The sequence below is a fragment of the Nostoc sp. 'Peltigera membranacea cyanobiont' 210A genome (assembly GCF_002246015.1).
In the GTDB taxonomy this organism is placed as follows: domain Bacteria; phylum Cyanobacteriota; class Cyanobacteriia; order Cyanobacteriales; family Nostocaceae; genus Nostoc.
The window spans coordinates 251,271-269,068 of the sequence record NZ_NOLJ01000005.1; the positions used below are offsets into that span (position 1 = coordinate 251,271).

Consider the following 17,798-nt stretch of genomic DNA (forward strand, 5'->3'; position numbering starts at 1 on the left):
TGTAAGATTTAGAAGTGCGATCGCTGACGGTAAAATGTAGCCCATTGTAGAGACGGCGATTTATCGCGTCTCTCTAACCGGAAATGCGTTGTTTGCAGATAATTATGGGCAATCAAGTAAAGTTTGCATCTCCTCTGCATCCCTTGTCATTCCCAAACGCTCAAAACTATTAATAGCCTGAGTTGACAATTGGCAAGCTTTCTGGACACTTCCCCACCTTCTCTCCCAACGGGCTAGAGAACGTTGATAACGAGCTAAACGCCGTTTATTATTGCTACTTTCGGCGACAGTTAAGCCTTTAATTAATAGCTTTTGAGCTTCATCGCGATCGCCTTGTTCAATGGCAATGTCAGCAAGCCAATTTTGAGCAGAATTAATCACCCGATGCCAATTAATTTTTTCTGCACTTTTCATTACATCTTGAAATAGCTTCTTTGTTAAAAAATATTCACCTTCTGAATAAAAGATTTCAGCCCGATGATAAAGAACAGGAATAAAATAGCGGATGTGCTGTCGCTCGTCTAGATTTGCCTCAATCACTAATTTTTCTTCTACCATTAGCCAGTGGCGTGCATCTGTATAATTATTCTGTCTGATTCGCAGTCTAGCCATATTTTCGGCTAAGTCAGCTTGAACCCATGAATCTGCATGGTCGCGTAAAACCCATGCTCGCTGCAATATTTCGTCTGCTTGCGTGAGACTTTGGGGTGAACAGTCCCGAATTAGCAGCCAGGTTTTGCGGATCATAAATTTTACTAAAGATGACCATTCACCACGTCGTTCTGATTGTTCTATCAGCCATTGCAACCAATCAAGGCGATCGTCCCAATAAGCATAGAGATTGGCGTAGTGGTTCAACAGCAACCACAAATCCCTAACTTCTGCATAATGGTCTTGGTTTTTACACCAATAAAGTACTGCCCGTAGATTTCCTTCCTCTTCCTTTAACCTGTTGTAATGTATCCATTTTTCCCAATCTTCTCCGCCGTAACTGTAAGCAAAATCTAGATACCATTTCACCCAACGCATCCGTGCTTCCCTCTCAAAATCTGGGTAAGCAGCTAATTGTGCTAAGGCATACTCACGAGTCAGAGAGAGCATCTCATATCGCTTAGTCTCTGGGTTCAAATTCACTAACGAGAGTTGCTGCAAACGTACCAAGCCATTACTGACAGAATCAGGATCGGATGTCAGCCCAGCAACTTCAGCTACAGCAGCTTGAATAGGAGCGTCAGGAAAAATCGCCAGTGACATGAGTAACTTGTGTGGTGGCTGTCCCTTTGTACCTTGCACAGATTGATCAAAGCAAAAACGAGCCACATCGCCTTTAGCGGAGGCTAACTGCTCCAATACAAAGTTCAAAGGGTAGCCACTAGAAACTTGACCAAGTGCGTAGACAATAGCGAGAGGGATTCCCCCAGTGCGATCGTAGAGCAAGCTAGAGTCTTTATCCTGGATAGTTATACCTTTTTCTTCAGCTTGTTGCTGAATCAACTGCAAACCATCATTCAGGGGCAAGTTTCGCAGACTGATTGGCAGCAGGGCAATTCGTTCGCGGGTAGTAATTACTACTTTGACACAAATGGGTAAATTGTATAGAAATTCTATAACCTCATCCCTGTCCTCTATAGTTTCCATATTGTCCACAATCAGAAGCGTTCGCTGTTTAGAAAGACATTGGCGTACACGCTCAAATTGGTCATTGGGAGGAGATTGAATAATTGTAGAGTCGTTTAAGGCATTGGCAATCACCCGAAAAATCTCGCGCAGGTTACGCTGTCCCTGCTGCCTTTGCAAAATCATATCGGGAATCAGTTCTTGTTGTTTAGCTGAAGTGAAAATAATTGCATCAAATTTAGGTGCATCAGAACTATTTTCGTTACTAGCTTCTAAACACAAGTAAGCAGCTGCTAACACCAGCGCCGTTTTCCCTACACCACCAATGCCATGTACTGTAATCATGTGAGCGCCATGTATCGGCAAAAGCCTTTCCAGTAGCTTTTTCATATCTGCCTCGCGCCCAATAAATTCTGTGTAGGTTGGTGATGGCAGATTGTGGGGAATAGAGGCGCTTTCGGTACTAGATGCAGCAACACCTCTGCGATATCCATACATCTCAAGAATGTAAATAAGGTTGCTTGATCTGACGCTGTTATCGGGTTCTCCTGTCAAAGTTTCAATATCTCGATAGATATTGCTCAATACCACTCTTACACCAGCGTTATCTCTGTACAAGTCCTGACTTATCTTTGTCAAGCTATACCCACATAGCAACCCAAGTAACAGGTCTTTTTTAGAATTTTGCCTGTATCGCTCTTGAATTTTAGACTCCAAGTCAGTCAGTAAACGATCTATATCCCAATCCTGTAAAACCTTTTGATACCAAGCTTTAGACAGATTCCCACGCTCTGACTGATCTGACATAAATATCACCCTATTAGTTTTGTTGTTAAATGTTGGTTAGCAACATTTTAACTAACAAAACTTTTACCATGTTGTATTAATAATTTTTCAATAACAAATTTTTAACATTATTAATTACGCTATTTAGGGTCAATTTAGTAGGCTAATTACTAAGTTCATCATTGTTGGTAACAGGCTGCATCCAAATGGAACATCTATCCTGACAACCAACGAAAAACTCTGGCTGAATTATCGTTTTCACTTCTGACAACAAAGGAGTACTGAATGAATAAACTAATTCAAACTGTAAGTATCTTGGTTGGTCTAAAACAAGCTCGACTTTATTTTCCTGAAGAAAAACAAGTCTGTGTCTTTAATAAACTTCCGACACTTTACCGTGAGTTTACACCAAAGTCTGTACAAGAATCAATCAACGAATTGCAAGAGCGATTAAAAACTCAAGGTTTACTTGCAGAGATTACTGGTAAATTTGACTTAGAGACAGACGAGGCAGTACAAGAATTTCAAAAAAGAAATAATCTTTTAGCAGATGGAGTGGTTGGCCCACTGACATGGGCTTGCCTTTTGTACCCAAAACTTTCTCGGAGTCAAAAAATTAAGTCCCCAGAATTAAGGAAGGCGGTTAAGGAACTGCAAACTATCCTTTATGATGAAGGCTTTTTGAAAAAAGAACCTACGAGCTATTTTGACAGTGCAACAGAAAGAGCAGTGAAACGCTTTCAAAGAGTTTATGGATTGAAGAATGATGGCATTGTTGGGGCAGCGACTTGGGCAGTATTGCTGGGAATGCGACAAAAAATTGATAAAAGCTTTCCGAGGTTAATTTATTTTTTGTCGCCGCAATCATGGTTTTTATGGGAGCAATTTTTGATGATTTGTTGCATCCTATTGGGTATTTATTATAGTCCTATACCAGGTCAGACTCCTAAATTCACTACTGCTTTAGCAACTGCCTATGGACTCACCTGTATAGTACCTTTTTTGTTAGAAAATTTACCGATGAAGCCTTCACTCAAGCCTAGCTTATCTATCTTGCAATATGCTCCTTATGTGTTAACTGGTATCTTTTGGAAACCAATTATAAATTTCTTGGGGCAATTGTTTAATTAATCATTCGGGAGTTGCATAATTGATGAGCAATCAAATTTTTGCGTTGTGCTTGTAAAAAATTGCGATCGCTTCCGTCCGAGCGTAGGCGATCGCACTTCTACGCAGCAACTGCACTGAAGAAAAAATTCAGCCGATTAAGCCATTGATGCCAGACATGAATTAGCCTTGCACGATCAAATTCAAAAATCTCTGCTTCTTCACCTGGCAAGGCTACGACAATGAGAGCATGGTTAATTTTGCAGTTAAAGAGGCGATCGCTATAATACCGATTTATCGCACCACCATAAGCAGCTAGTTGTAAAGGCTTGTCATAAAGCTTATCAATTCTCAGTTTTGGTTCCTCGGCTGTAGTCCATTCAATTAAATGCGGAACACCTTGGTAACGTGCAACTAAATCAACTTTCCCGGCGTAAAGTTCCTGATAGTTAGGCACAAGTTGCTCAACCAGTTGAACATCGCTAAGTTGGTTTAGCACAGATTGAACACTATCCCAGTAAGGCTGAATCAGGCTGTTGTCAGGTTTGGGCGAGTAACCTTGCAGGTGTTCTTTAAGCAACTGGTGCAAGGCATTTCCTCGGTGACGGCTGTTAGCAGCAATTCGATTTGCCTCTGCATCGCCAACTTTATTACGCCAATGGGAAAGGGCGGCTAGAGACTTTGGTGGCTGTGTCGCTTTTAAAACTGTGGTGACAGCAGGAAGAAGAACGCCATTATTACCTTGATAGTAGCATCGTCCGTTGATGTAGGTAGATTTCATAAGTGTTGTGAATGACTACATCAACTAGCTTCGAGGGTTGGTGTATAAGATTGAGTAGGGGTAAAGTTCTTGAAATGCGTGATTTTGGGTATTAGTTAGGTAGGATTTTCAATTTCAGTGGTTCAAGTAGACACAGGCTGTGTGGTTAGACTATGGCAATGAAATCTCTGCGAGTATCTCCAGAAAAGTTAGAAAAGGTAAAAAGAGCTTTTGAACGCACTGGTTTAACGCAAAATGAATTTGCAAGCGAGGTGGATTTAAGGACTCGTCAGCCAATTGGAAACTTCCTGGCAGGAAAACCTGTTAAACATCAAGTTTTCAAGGAAATTTGCTTTAAGTTGGATCTGGATTGGCAAGAAGTAGCCGATTTATCTCAAGACACTCAACCTGAAACAGAGCAGTTTCAAGGCACGACATCTGAAAATCCTAATTTTGTTGGGCGTGAGGATGCGATCGCACACCTCAACAACCTTGTTAACAAAGGTGCAAAAGTTATCTTAATACAGGCAGAGGGTGGTGTAGGCAAAACTAAGTTAGCTAAAAAATGGTTTGAGCGCCAAGGTTTAAAAATGTTGGAACTAAGTTTTCCAACGATGCTGGAGCAACTTAAAAGTGAGCTTCATACTCAAAAAATTGGCTTTTTAATTAATAACTTAGAATCATCGCTTATAAATGGTCAATTCATAGAATCACATCAAATCGACTATGTAGAACTATTAAAATCGTTAGCTGATACTAGTGTAAAATCAATTACATTTATTACAAGCCGTGAGCCACTGCATGATGATAGATTAAAATCAGAGGATATTAAATCTTATCACTTGGAAGGTTTGAAAGTAGATGCATGGAAAGATTTTTTTAAAATTAATAATATCAATATAGATATAGATGCTATTAGTGAGATTAACCAAGCCTATGGTGGAAATGCTGAGGCTATGTCTCTTATTTGTGCTGATATTAAAGGTGAGGAATTCAAAGGTGATTTAAATGCATATTGGCAGAAATACAAAAATGATTTATTAATAAATGCAAAGTTAGAAAATCTTGTTAAACGTCAGTTTGATAAACTTAAACGAGATAATGCCCAAGCCTATAAACTTTTATGTAGATTAGGGTGTTACCGTTATCAATATATTTCTGTAATATCTGAAAAAGGAGTTTTTTGCTTACTTTGGGATGAGCGAAATAAAGGACGATTTATCAGGGATTTAAAAAACAGGGCTTTAGTGAAGTTTAGCAGTGAAGGATACTATTTATATGAGGTTATCCGCCAAGAAGCGATAGAAAGACTTAAATTAACAAATGATTGGAAACAATGTCACGCTGAAGCCGGAATATTTTTATCTACATTAATATCTAATAACTGTCAAACAATTATCCCAAAAATTAATTGTACGAAAGTCAATGATGCTCAAGAACAAATGTATCTAAATATAGAAAGTGCAGAAACAGCAGTAAAACAAGAACTTACTAAACAGGAAATAATGGCTTTAGAAGTTGTTTATCATGCTATGGAATTTTATGGGTCAGATTCTTTTGAAGAGTTAAGAAAAGACCCAAAAGTATTAGATAATCCTTTCTTGAAAACTATCAGAAATATGGTTTTTGAATATGTTGATTGTTATAGTAACTTAGGTATAGTACTTTATCAATTTGCATTAAGTACACAAGTATTAGCAATAATCGATGACAGAGAAGGAAATTTTGTAGCAAGTAGCAAGGAATTTGAGTATTACCAAAGAAGTTTGAAAGTAAGTCAATGTTTTTTTCAAACAGCTTTGCTGATAGCGACGAGAGTTAAAGAGGATAAATTAATGATTAATTTACTTCGCTCGTTAGCTGAATGTCAGGATTATACGGGAATATTTATACATCAAATTACAAAAATTAACGAAAGTAAAGAAGCTTTTGATCAAATCAAAGTAAACTTAGAAAAAGCAGTACAAATATTTGATAAGCTGTCATTTGAGCAACAAATTGATGAGGTAAAACAAGCAATTCATAGTCTAAAAACAAATGAAGAATATTACACTACATTCATAGCAACATTTTTGACTTAATTAGCAGATTTTTAACTGACAAGTTTGAAAAATGCGATCGCACATCGAAGACACCCTACTCTTACCCATCGCTGAAATAGAAAAACGACCATTCAAAAATTAAATCGCCTTCTTCTTTGTGCCCTTACGTAAGGTAAAAATCAAACAAAGGCGGGTGCGGGGATTGAACCCGCTAATCCCCACAATGGTGGAGACGTAACCGATAACCCTAAATTCTTCGTCCCCGAAAGGCAAGTTGCGAACAAGGATAACCCGCCATGAAGCATGAAGGATAAAGTTTTTCATCCTTTACCCTTCAGCAATATCTACAATTCACCCGTAGCTAGCATCTGGATGATCCGAGGCGTACCTGGGTCGAACCCTGCCAAATCCCAAGACAGCGAATCTTCAGGATCTACCAAAGTAATTTGGTAAGGTGTCAAGGTGACATACACCGCCTTGACGTTGGGATTTACCTTTTTGCGGTACTCCTTCAACGCTTGACTTGGATGCTTATTTCCAGACCAGCTTTCCGAGTCAGTCCAGAAACAGACTACATCTGCTTTGAACTTATTCTTAATCATCCAGTCGTAAGCCACAGATGCATCCGTTCCGCCGAAGTTTTGGTTGCTAGCTTTGCGAACCGCAGAACTAAAACTATCTTTAGCAGTGATACCTAATTCACGGAATTCGGTAGCAAAGCCGCGAATTATGTAGTTTTTCTCTGCTTTTGCTGTCACCAGTGCCATTGTGGTGGCAATTTCACAACAAGTTAGTCCCATATCTGCAACCATGCTACCCATAGAACCAGAAACATCTACGGCGTGCATGAACACTTTACCTGTGGGTTGCACAACATCAAAAGACAGTTCAACCGCTTTTTCTAAAATGTCCACAATTCGAGGAACTGGATTCCAAGTTTTCTTACTGCGTCCTAATGTTCCACCAGATTGATAGGTTTTGAGTGCTTTCAAAACATCAATTGGATGGATGCGACCTTTACGCAGATGTTCCTTGTTGTTAAGAACTGCTTCCACTTGCAGCAAATTAGCGTTTTCATCAGCTCGTAACACACCTAGTTCAGTTAAAGAACCCAAGTTACGCAGCATTGCACCTATTGGCATTTCTTGAAATAGCAGCTGCCAAGCAAGCTTGTCCATTTTGCCCACAGGTGCAGCCATTTCGTGGGTTAAGCGTCCTTGGGAAATAGCTTCATGGGTTTGGGTAGGATTCCGCTTCAGCCACTCATACCACCAAATCTGCGCCAACGCTTCTGAGGGGATATCTGCTGGCAATTCTTCCCAGCCTCTAACTACCCACTCAAATAGTTGACGGTGATTTTCTGTAGGCGGTTTGACATGAAACAACCGCAATGCATCCCGATTCGAGAAGCCTTGACGCTGTTGATATTTCAACAGTTGATAAGCTAAACCCTTGACATCTTCCCTTGAGAGCCAAGTTTTACCAGCTTCTCGTACTACTTTGCCAAATCCCCGCAGAGATTTGGTATAGTTCAACCATTCGTAGAAGTGGCTACCAGTGCGGACAATTTGCGGGAAGATTTCACCAAACGCCTGTTTTGCTTCCGGTGCTTCACCCATCGATAGCAGCACTAAAGCCAAGATAGGCGAACTGTTATTGATGGCGCGTCCATCGCTAGCATACAAAATTTCTTCTGCCGCACGGCTGGGATTTTCGGTAACAGCTTGTCTGACAACTGTCACAAAATCTTCAGTTAATTCCTGTTTACCAGCGTAGTAAGTGCTTTTTGCTGTGCCAACCAACAAACAACGGCGCAGCATTTTCCAAATGCCAGCATCAAACATCCAGCCGCCGGAACGTCCCTGAACCATTTCGGCTTCCCGACCGGGGATAGGTTGATTTTGTGGTGTTGTAGTCTTCTTGTTAGTGAAGAAGTTGTAATTCATGACTTCATCTCCCGGCCCTTGCGGGCAAAAATGAAAGGTGGCAGAGCAGGATTTGAACCCGCGACTTCCGGCTTAACAGGCGATAACCCTAATTCGTCGGCCTTTTCAGGCAAGGTGTGAATAAGGATGTTTTTCGGCGCTCTACCAAACTGAGCTACCTGCCACATGGAAATTTTGGATTTTGGACTTCGGCTACGCTCAGTCGAACGATTTTGGATTTTAAATTTAATCCAAAATTATTTGGTGTAGCGGAGCGGGATTTGAACCCGCGACCTCTCGAACCCTAATCGATAACCCTAATTCGTCGGCCTTTGCAGGCAAGGTGTGAACAAGGATGTTTAGCGCTCTACCAAACTGAGCTACCCGCCACATGAAAATTCAAAATTCAGCACTGATTTGGTGTAGTGGAGCGGGAATTGAACCCGCGACCTCCCGCTTGGCAGGCGATAACCCTCAATTCGTCGGCCTTTTCAGGCAAGGTGTGAATAAGGATATTTAGGCGCTCTATCCACTGAGCTACCCACCACATATAAATTCAAAACTCAGCATTAAATTTGCTGTAACGAAGTAGGATTTTTACCTACACCTCCAGAAGTTTGCTCGAGGGTGTTTTTGTTATATGCGATAACCCTCGATTCGTCGGCCCTTCCGGGCAAGGTGGGCGCTCTGCCATTTGAGCTATTCGCTACTGGTGAAAGCTAACTCCCTCATGAAAGTTGACTTGTATTACAAATGTAGTATATGTATTATCTGTTGTCAAGGGTCTGGCAAGCAAATTTAGAATTATTGCTTTGAAAAAAAGTCTGAGGATTACAAGTAAACGGTCGCTTAGAATTTCGAGGGATATTATCTGAGATGTATTACGATCGCCATACATCTCAACCCCCTTATTTTCTCTGGTCAAAAACTTTTGCGCGTAGTTTACCGCCGTAGGCATCGCAGACCAATCTTATATGAGCAGAAGGGTGATAAACCTATAACACCTACTGAGTAAAGATTTTGCCGGCAAATTTGCCGCAACTTTGCCAAAAGATACAAAAAAGTGACACAATTTTTGCCAAGATAGATAATATTATTTACTAAAATTCACTTGGCAAAAATCGGCATGAGTGAGAAACCCATAGAAGGTAACGGTAAGGCTTTTCTCGTTCTACTTTTGCCCATCTCGTTTTTGATTATTTTCCTAGTTGCCACTTGGAGAATTTTACTGGCGGTAATTGTGCTGGTAATTGCCTTCAAGCTTTGGCAGGAATATCAATGGCAACAGTGGACTGTGCGAGTTAACCCAATTTTTCATCAATTGGTTCGCGAAAATCAGGGCAGACTGACGCCAATGGACTTGGCAATCAAGGGCAATTTTCCTGGAACAACGGCAAAACGCTACTTGGATAGTAAAGCCTCGGAATTTGGTGCCAGTATAGTCAACTCTGAAGATGCAGGGCAGTCTTATTACTTTATAACTGCTAGCATTCTCGGCAATATTCTTGATAGTAGTGAGCCTGTTAAAGAACTTCCGGCTCAACCAGTTACTAAAACAGCGCGATCGCTCTTAGCACCACCAACCCCACAGGAGGAAGAACTAGAAACTGAATCACTCCCACAGCAAACACATGAGGAAGCTAAACTATCGCTGGAAAAACAGTTAATTTTTGGCTCTCTGATTCAATCTGAACTTGCGAAACGGCTAAATGTCTATTCCAGCACGGTTTATAAACGGCGAAACGATCCAGAGTTTCCTGAGTGGAGTCGCAGCAAAGACCCTGATAATATTGCCTGGTCATACTCGGAAAAAACTAAAGAGTTTTTCCCAGTGGAGGAAGAAGGTTGAAGGAGGCAGGAGGCAGGAGGCAGGAGGCGGGAGGGGAAAATCATCCCTTTATTCGACCGAGAATGATTTGGCAGCCCTGAACTAGAGTTCAGTGCTGTTGTCTTAAACCCTTGCTCCCTCTGGTCGCAGCAGTTCTAGAATACGGGCAATCTTACTTCTGCCTCCTGCCTTCGTTAATTTTTGAATTCTAAACCCACAGCTTCATTGATGGAATTTAATCCGCTTTGTTCTAGCTTGGAAAGTAAACCAGCTAGAATTCGGCGTACCATCATTGGGCCTTCGTAAATCCAGCCTGTATAAACCTGGATCAAGCTAGCACCAGCAGTAATTTTTTCCCAAGCATCTTCAGAAGTAAAGATGCCACCAACGCCAATAATTGGCATTTGTCCTTGGGTTTGCTGCCAAATAAAACGAATTACCTCAGTGGAGCGATCGCGCAATGGTTTACCACTAATTCCGCCGGCTTCTTCCTGGGGTGATTTGCCAGTTTGGTCAATCACCTGGGTTTTTAGTCCATCACGGCTGATGGTAGTGTTAGTGGCAATAATTCCCGCCAGTTGGTAGGTTTTAGCTAAAGAAATAATGTCAGCGATCGCAACCCAATCTAAATCGGGCGCTATCTTGACAAAAATTGGTTTATGTGCAATATTTTCTTGTTGTAATAAATCTAAGATGGCACTGAGCATAGAAGCATCTTGGAGCGATCGTAACCCTGGTGTATTGGGAGAAGAGACATTAACAACAAAATAGTCTCCCAAATCCTTGAGTAAACGAAAACTATCGAGATAATCCTGTGCGGCTGCTTCTAGGGGAGTTATCTTAGATTTTCCCAAATTTATTCCTATGGGTATCGATCGGGTTAACTCATGCTTTTCTTGTGACAAACGTGCCGCCATTACTGCTGCACCACTGTTATTAAAGCCCATCCGATTGAGAGCAGCTTTATCCAATGGGAGGCGAAACAAACGGGGAGGCGGATTTCCGGGCTGTGCCTGAAAAGTTACAGTTCCTAGTTCTGCAAAGCCAAAACCCAGGTTAGACCAAATACCAGCAGCGACTCCATCCTTGTCGAAGCCAGCCGCTAACCCTACCGGATTTGGAAAGTTTAGCCCAAACAAATTTTGTTCTAAACGTGAATCGTACAGGCATAAAGACTTCTTTAAGCGTTGGTTTACCCAACTAGAAGGCGTTTGCGATAGCCAATTAAAACTGCGAATCGTCTGCTGATGTAACCACTCCGGGTCTGTTTTTACCACATTGAACAAAAGCGGACTAATTGCAAATTTATAAATATCCATTAGCTTTTATAAAGAATAACTCAAAAATCAGAAGTCAGAATTCACTCTGAAATTATGTACGAGTAGGCTCAAAACCTTACCCAGAAGCAAAATCAGGATGATTACAGTTCAAGTAGAACAGGAAGTAACTCAGCAGGATCGGATGACTGTCATCCAAATGATTCGCCAGTTCAATCAACATTTTTTTCCGTTGTCAGAGTGGCAACCCACAGCAGTTTTTGCACGAGATGAATCAGGCTTAATTGTTGGTGGAATTCTGGGTGAAATCGGTTGTGATTGGCTTTATATCAGAGTTCTAGTTGTTCAAAAAGACTTACGCGGCAAAGGAATTGGAAGCAATATCCTTAAAATTGCTGAAAAAGAAGGTCAAAAGCAAAACTGTGTAGGGGTTCATCTTGAGACATTAGACTTTCAAGCTAAGGAATTTTATGAATCTCAAGGCTACACTGTATTTGGTTTTCAAGAAAATTACCCACTGGGACATAAAAGATACTTCATGCAAAAGTTGTTTAATTTGAGTTAAACATTCAGGAGGTAGCGATTTTAAGTTGTATAGTTCAAATCGCTAGAAAGACGCAAAGATGCGGAATGCAATTTGAATGACGATTAGCTTAATGTCCTATTAACCTGTCCAGGTTCAACATTAAACACTTGTGGCAATATTACTCAGGGTGCTTTTCTGGGCATCTTATATATTACAAGTTATGTTAACCAATAAATCAGATGGGGCAGCCACAAAAACCTATAGCCGCCGAACAGCAGATCCTCTCTTTGGGGCGCGTCCTCCAGAGCCTCAGAGAAGAAGAAGATGTTGACGTTCTGATTGAAACAACTATTTCTTATCTCAAAGAAGAGTTTGACTACAAACTGATTTGGATTGCTCTTTACGATCGCCTGAATCACATATTATTTGGAAAAGGGGGCATCACACCCGATCGCGACATGAGCTTTTTACGCCAAAGGGTTGTTCTCAGTCCTGGGGATTTATTAGAGCAAGTAGTAATTGAACAGCATCCTTTGGGCGTAGCTGATTTGCAAACTGAAATCCGTGCCGCCGAATGGCGAAAAGTTGCCGAAAAATTCCACATCCAAGGAACGATTATTTTACCGATTCGCTACAAAGACCGTTGCTTGGGCTTGGTATTACTGGGTTCAGAACGCTGGGGCTACCTGCTGACAGGAGAAACAAAAGCACGTTTGATGATGGTTTTAGGTGAACTGGGGGCAGTGCTTTATCAAAATGAAATGCATAAGCAGCAAAAGCAAACCAGGCGCACTGACGAACCATTATTAGAATTGCTAGAAAATTTACGCACCCTCAGCAACCTGAATCAAAGACTTGAAGCAGCGGTGCAAGCAACTCATAAATTTGTCTCCCCCAGCCGGACAAATGTTTACTGGTTTGAGCGCGAAGGGCGCTACTTTTGGTGTCGAATGAGCAATCAGCTGGTCAAAATGGATCGCAATTCTAGCAGTCAGCAAGCAGCAGGAATGACTGTACAAGACTTGAGCGATTTTTATTATGCTTTGGCAGTTAACCAAATAGTCTCCATTGGTGATGCCCGCAGTTCTTTAAAAAGCCATTTTACGGCTAAATTGCTGCAACGTTTGAACGTGCGATCGCTCCTAGCAGCTCCGATTATCTGGCAAAAGAACTTAGTCGGTTTTCTGGCGGTGGAAAGCAATGAACCTCGCATCTGGACAGACACAGACAAAAATTTCGTTCAGGGTGTTGCTGGTTTAATTTCTCTGGTTGTACCGACCGAAAGCATGGAAAGCACTATCAAACAGATTCAAGAGGATGCCCAACTCACTAGCCAAGTTGCTCAAGGTATCTATAGCGAACATGACCTTCAAACAACTTTACATAGTTGTGCTAAAAGAGTTTTAGCTCGATTAGGTGCTACCCGCTTTTTGCTGTTGCAGTATGACCCTGAGCAGAAGAATTATCAATTTACTTACCAAAGTCAGCCCCAAAATCGTCGGCCGTTGACATTTACCCTTCAGACCCTCAAAGAATTAGATGGGCAGCTTTTGCAAGGTTCAACTCAAGCGGTGGAAATTGAGAACTTAGATGAAGATTTACGCTTTTTTAACTGGCGACCCTTGTTATTAGAGAATAATGTGCGATCGCTACTTGTTTGTAAATGCACTCATGAGCATATCCCAGCAGCGCTTTTGGTGATTACTCATGACACCCATCGTTCTTGGACAACCTTGGAAAAAGAATTGCTGTGGGCTGTCAGTCAACAGATTGGTGTAATTGTTCGTCAGTGGCAATTACATAACCGCACCACCCAACAGCAAAAAACTTCCCAGGCATTTGAGCAATGCTTACGCATCCTGACACAATCCCAAAACAGCATTGAGGTCGAAAAAAAGCATTTAGAATCTACAGCCCTCGAACAAATAGCCTCAATTTTGGGTTGTCCCCTAGCGCTAATGCTATCCTGGGCACCTGGTGAAAGTCGGGCAGAAATTATTCCTGGAGTGATTGACAATAGCCAATTTGGGATTTTTTCTGATGTATCTATTTATATCCAGGCTGAAGCCTTAATTCAGTGGGCACTTGTTACGGAGAATTATCTGACTTTGAAGGTGGATAATTTACCTCCAGAAACCAGGAAATGGTTGAATGTTCCAGACAAAAGTCAAATTTTGGTAATGGCATTACGTACAACTGCTGATTATGAAACCACTGGTGTCGTGTTGCTTGTAGACTATCAAGAGCGTCGCTGGTCAGAACAAAACCTCAGTGCAACAGCAACTCTGATTTCTCAATTAGCCTGGTGGCGTCGTGAAAAGCAAATTACCCGACTTTTAGAATCCACAACCGAAGAATTACGACAACTCAACTGGTACAAACATCGTCGTCTAGAGGAAATTCAAAGAATAACGGCCCATTCCCTGAAACAAATACACGATCTGGGCATTCCTGCGAATGAACTGACTCAGATGCGCTACCAGCTATTGCTGCGGCAGTTAGACCATACAGCCACCTCTATGAGTGGAATGCTAAAACTCGAACACTGGCAGCTACATATTAGTTGGGAAACTATGCCCATAGCCAGTTTACTGAAGCGATCGCTCGAACGCATCGACAATTTACTTAAACAACAAAAGCTGTGGATTGGGGTGCATGGACTGGGACAACCAATTGACGAGCAAGAAGCGCCCAAGAATTCTTCATTAGTTAGAGGCGTTCCTCCCTCTAGCGCTCAATCTGCAATGGCGATCGCTGGTGATATTGTCAAAATTGAATTAGTTATCCATGAATTATTGGTTACTGCCTGTAACCGTTCTCAAACCGGTAGCAGAATTGATATTTGGTGTCGCCGTTTAGATGCGTCAAAACCCTCAGATATAAAATATTCTTCTTCTACGACTGGAGCGGCTGAACATCAGACATCCCTAGAATTATCGATCACATATAACGGTGCGATCGAACCACAGCTACTCACGGAACTACATGATAATACACCTAAAGATGTGCTTGCTCCTTCCAAGCTCGACCAACCACCAGCTTTACATCTGGTGATCTGTCAAAACCTCATGCAAGAACTAGGAGGAGAGTTGAATTTCTATCAGTTACCAGATAATCGGGTAGTCAGTCGCTTGTTGTTGCCGTTAGCTATTCATGATTCTTAGTGCAGCTTTGCCTGAAATCACGGCAAATTAAGGGCTGAAATTTAAACGCAGATGCGCTTCATTTTCCCACAGTGAAGGTTAACATAACTGTGGCTAATTATTTTTTGGTAGCTTACTTATATGGCAATGAGCTTGAGCTAAGGGTGATTGGTGTAGATAATTGGTTTTTCAAGACGCAATAAATCACGTCTCTACATCAGGGTTTTGTTGCTCATTCTGAACTGTATTGACTTATACGGCAGCTGCTATAACTACAAGCATTAACAATTTATCTTTGTAACTGTCAAGGATAATTAAACGTAAATATAAAATTGTCTTGGCAATTATCTCAACTATTTTGTATATATTTACTGACTCCATAAATGACTCAAATTCTAGCTTTTTATAAATTGGATATTTACAAAAAAACGTGACATTTATTATAATAATAGTTAACATATAACTTGATAAAATGCTGATCAATGCTATCTATTTTTTAACCATTAAAAAATAATTAAACAGCCAAAATTTATCTAAATTTTCTATAAACTCTATTTACAAATTTGACGAAGGAAATAATTAGCATTTTCCTTTGCTTTCGTGTTTTTGAAATATCAAAATGTTAGTTTGTTTTCGCCATTTTATCTAATAATTTTTGTGAAAATTTAAAGTAAGATTTGTTTTTTTAAATTACATATTGTACTTAATTATATGTATGGGTGAAAATATCAGGACGAGCTTACCTTTATGAGCTAATAATATGAAATCAGTGCATCAAATTATAACTGTCAATTTATTGAATCTGAGTTTACCGCTAGGAAGAATGTGTGGATACTACGATAATATGTTTAAAAGCATCAATAAAATTAAATATCGACTCTTAAGCTACGGTTTTGATAAAGACCAATATAAAAATTATATGTTTGGAGGAATCTATCAATGAGCTTTAGATTCTTCAAGCATTGGTTGAAATTTTCTTCAATCCGAAGTATTATTGCTTTGGCTCTAATATCAATCCCTAACTTCTATAGTGCATCTGCTCAGACTACTCCGAAAGGGGGAATTGACTGGATTTTAGTAGTAGATACTTCTGCTTCTATGCGTGGTGTAGGTGGAACCAAAAACATTTTTAAACCAGTAAAAAATTCTATTACTGAATTTGTTAACACGGCGAGATTAGGCGACACAGTTACTATTTATAGTTTTGATAAAGATGTCACCCTAAACGCCAATGATATTACTATTAACAGTAATCCAGACAGAGGTAAACTCAAGCAAATAATTAGCTCACTTCAAGCTGAGGGTGTGCGTACTCATACAGGGAAGGCTGTACAAAAGGCTTTAGAACATTCTGCTCTGTTAAATAAACGTGCTGATGCTCTTGGTCGTACTGTTAGTATCGTATTTTTGACGGACGGATTAGAAGATGTGCGTGGTATTCCTAATCCTGTTTCTATTCCTGGCAATACCCAATTTCTACGCGAGCAACAATGCAAACCCTACATATTTTTTGTATCTTTAGGATTAAAAGAACACGAAAAGCAACTGAATGACTTTGCTAGCAATCCAGCGCTTTGTGGCAAGGGGCAGGTATTGCGAGATCCTGGAGGAGTTCAGCTAAACCAACTGGCTCAAAATATTCGACCAGCGTTAATTAAACCCAAACTTGATGTTAATTTACCCACTGCCAACTTACCGCCAGTATCACCGGGAGCAACTACTGAACCGCTCAATATTAATGGTATTAGTAATGTCAATGCTAAGGTAAGTTTGCAACTGGAAGACCCTCAGCAAAGTGGTATTCGCTTAATTTCACCCGATCGCACCATCAACTTAGCTGCTAATCAAGCAACAGCCATTCCTGTGCGTTTACAGATACCACCGGAGGCAAAGGGAGGCGCTAGTAGCTTGCGCTTGGTGTTGACAAGTGCAGATCAAGCGATCGCACCAATTAAAATTGACCTACCTGTAACCATTCAGTCACAACTACAAATACAACCGACAAAGATAGATTTTGGCTCAATAGAAGCAGGAAAAACCACTGAAACCCAAACTTTTGTAATTCGCAGCAATATATCTGGAACAGCTAGCTTACAACTGCAAGGCAATTTCAAAGACGTTTCTATAGCAGAACCTTCAGCAGCCATATCCTTACAACCAGGAGAAACTAAAATTCCTGTGCAGTTGCAGATTACTGATAGCAGTTTTGCAGGCGAACGCACCTTCACCTTAGTTCTAACCCCAGATAACTCAATTGCTACTCCTGTCAGTGCGGAAGTTCATCTGTATATTTTGATGCCACTGTGGCGAAAAATAGTTATTTGGTTGCTCTTACTGCTTTTAGTGTTGTTAATTGCCCTGATAGTAGTTTGTTTGATTCAACGCAAAACTCCCTTGGAATTAGTCGAAGATTTCCGCAACCGTAAACGCTTAGAAGGAGCGTTGGTAGTGCTAGAACCACTGCCACAATCATCGGAAGACGAAGAGATTAGTCTCACTAACCTACACAAGGGTAGAGTATACCTGAGTGATTTGATACCAGCTATCGCTGCGACAAATTCTGATGCCGAGTTAGTCACAGTTTGGCGGTTAGGCAAAAAGAATATAGATGTACGTTGTTTGAAAGGTGTAATTTTTGTCAATACTAAAAAGATAAATACAGATGAACTCTTCAACGAGGACATCATCGAGATTGGCAACGTTAAGTTGCAATTTAACTGGATTGAACACCAAAGACCCTCTGAGACAAGCAGTGGGCAGACAAACTTTTGAATAATATCACAGGAA

10 protein-coding genes and 3 tRNA genes are annotated in these 17,798 nt (G+C 40.8%); 6 read left to right on the forward strand and 7 right to left on the reverse strand.

Annotated features, from left to right (window positions below; genetic code table 11):
- Positions 1–102 precede the first annotated feature (102 nt).
- Positions 103–2,424 carry a tetratricopeptide repeat protein gene (locus CDG76_RS17265; protein ID WP_094350198.1) on the reverse strand — a complete coding sequence of 774 codons (2,322 nt, stop codon included), beginning with the start codon at positions 2,422–2,424 and terminating at the stop codon, positions 103–105.
- A gap of 264 nt (positions 2,425–2,688) precedes the next feature.
- On the opposite strand from CDG76_RS17265, the gene CDG76_RS17270 reads away from it, so the two are divergent.
- A complete protein-coding gene (locus CDG76_RS17270; protein WP_094350199.1) occupies positions 2,689–3,534 on the forward strand; it encodes a peptidoglycan-binding domain-containing protein in 846 nt (281 codons plus the stop codon).
- A gap of 97 nt (positions 3,535–3,631) precedes the next feature.
- On the opposite strand, the gene CDG76_RS17275 is transcribed toward CDG76_RS17270, so the two are convergent.
- Positions 3,632–4,291, reverse strand: a complete 660-nt coding sequence (locus CDG76_RS17275; RefSeq protein WP_094350200.1) for a hypothetical protein — start codon at positions 4,289–4,291, stop codon at positions 3,632–3,634.
- A 152-nt stretch (positions 4,292–4,443) separates the two neighbouring features.
- Here CDG76_RS17275 and CDG76_RS17280 point away from each other — a divergent pair, with 152 nt between their 5' ends.
- Positions 4,444–6,351, forward strand: coding sequence for an ATP-binding protein (locus CDG76_RS17280; RefSeq protein ID WP_094350201.1), 1,908 nt, complete (start codon positions 4,444–4,446; stop codon positions 6,349–6,351).
- A 305-nt stretch (positions 6,352–6,656) separates the two neighbouring features.
- Here CDG76_RS17280 and CDG76_RS17285 read toward each other — a convergent pair whose 3' ends face one another.
- The 4 genes from CDG76_RS17285 to CDG76_RS36875 all read right to left on the reverse strand — a co-directional run bounded on the left by CDG76_RS17285 (position 6,657) and on the right by CDG76_RS36875 (position 8,785).
- A complete protein-coding gene (locus tag CDG76_RS17285; RefSeq protein WP_094350202.1) occupies positions 6,657–8,258 on the reverse strand; it encodes a TROVE domain-containing protein in 1,602 nt (533 codons plus the stop codon).
- A gap of 37 nt (positions 8,259–8,295) precedes the next feature.
- Positions 8,296–8,422: transfer RNA gene (locus CDG76_RS36865), tRNA-OTHER, on the reverse strand.
- 77 nt (positions 8,423–8,499) lie between these two features.
- Positions 8,500–8,628: transfer RNA gene (locus tag CDG76_RS36870), tRNA-OTHER, on the reverse strand.
- A gap of 27 nt (positions 8,629–8,655) precedes the next feature.
- Positions 8,656–8,785, reverse strand: a tRNA-OTHER gene (locus tag CDG76_RS36875).
- Between the two features lie 578 nt (positions 8,786–9,363).
- Between CDG76_RS36875 and CDG76_RS17295 the strand changes: the two genes are divergently transcribed.
- Positions 9,364–10,086 (forward strand): hypothetical protein, encoded by a 723-nt coding sequence (locus tag CDG76_RS17295; RefSeq protein ID WP_094350204.1) that lies wholly within the window; start codon positions 9,364–9,366, stop codon positions 10,084–10,086.
- A gap of 173 nt (positions 10,087–10,259) precedes the next feature.
- Here CDG76_RS17295 and CDG76_RS17300 read toward each other — a convergent pair whose 3' ends face one another.
- The gene (locus CDG76_RS17300; protein ID WP_094350205.1) at positions 10,260–11,384 is read right to left on the reverse strand and encodes a quinone-dependent dihydroorotate dehydrogenase; all 1,125 of its coding nucleotides are present in this window, start codon (positions 11,382–11,384) and stop codon (positions 10,260–10,262) included.
- A 97-nt stretch (positions 11,385–11,481) separates the two neighbouring features.
- Between CDG76_RS17300 and CDG76_RS17305 the strand changes: the two genes are divergently transcribed.
- The 3 genes from CDG76_RS17305 (at position 11,482) to CDG76_RS17325 (ending at position 17,783) form a co-directional block, all read left to right on the forward strand.
- Positions 11,482–11,907, forward strand: coding sequence for a GNAT family N-acetyltransferase (locus tag CDG76_RS17305; RefSeq protein WP_094350206.1), 426 nt, complete (start codon positions 11,482–11,484; stop codon positions 11,905–11,907).
- Between the two features lie 200 nt (positions 11,908–12,107).
- Positions 12,108–15,032 carry a sensor histidine kinase gene (locus tag CDG76_RS17310; RefSeq protein WP_094350207.1) on the forward strand — a complete coding sequence of 975 codons (2,925 nt, stop codon included), beginning with the start codon at positions 12,108–12,110 and terminating at the stop codon, positions 15,030–15,032.
- Between the two features lie 918 nt (positions 15,033–15,950).
- Entirely contained in the window at positions 15,951–17,783 is a 1,833-nt protein-coding gene (locus tag CDG76_RS17325) for a vWA domain-containing protein (protein ID WP_094350210.1), read from the forward strand.
- The last annotated feature ends 15 nt before the right edge of the window (positions 17,784–17,798 follow it).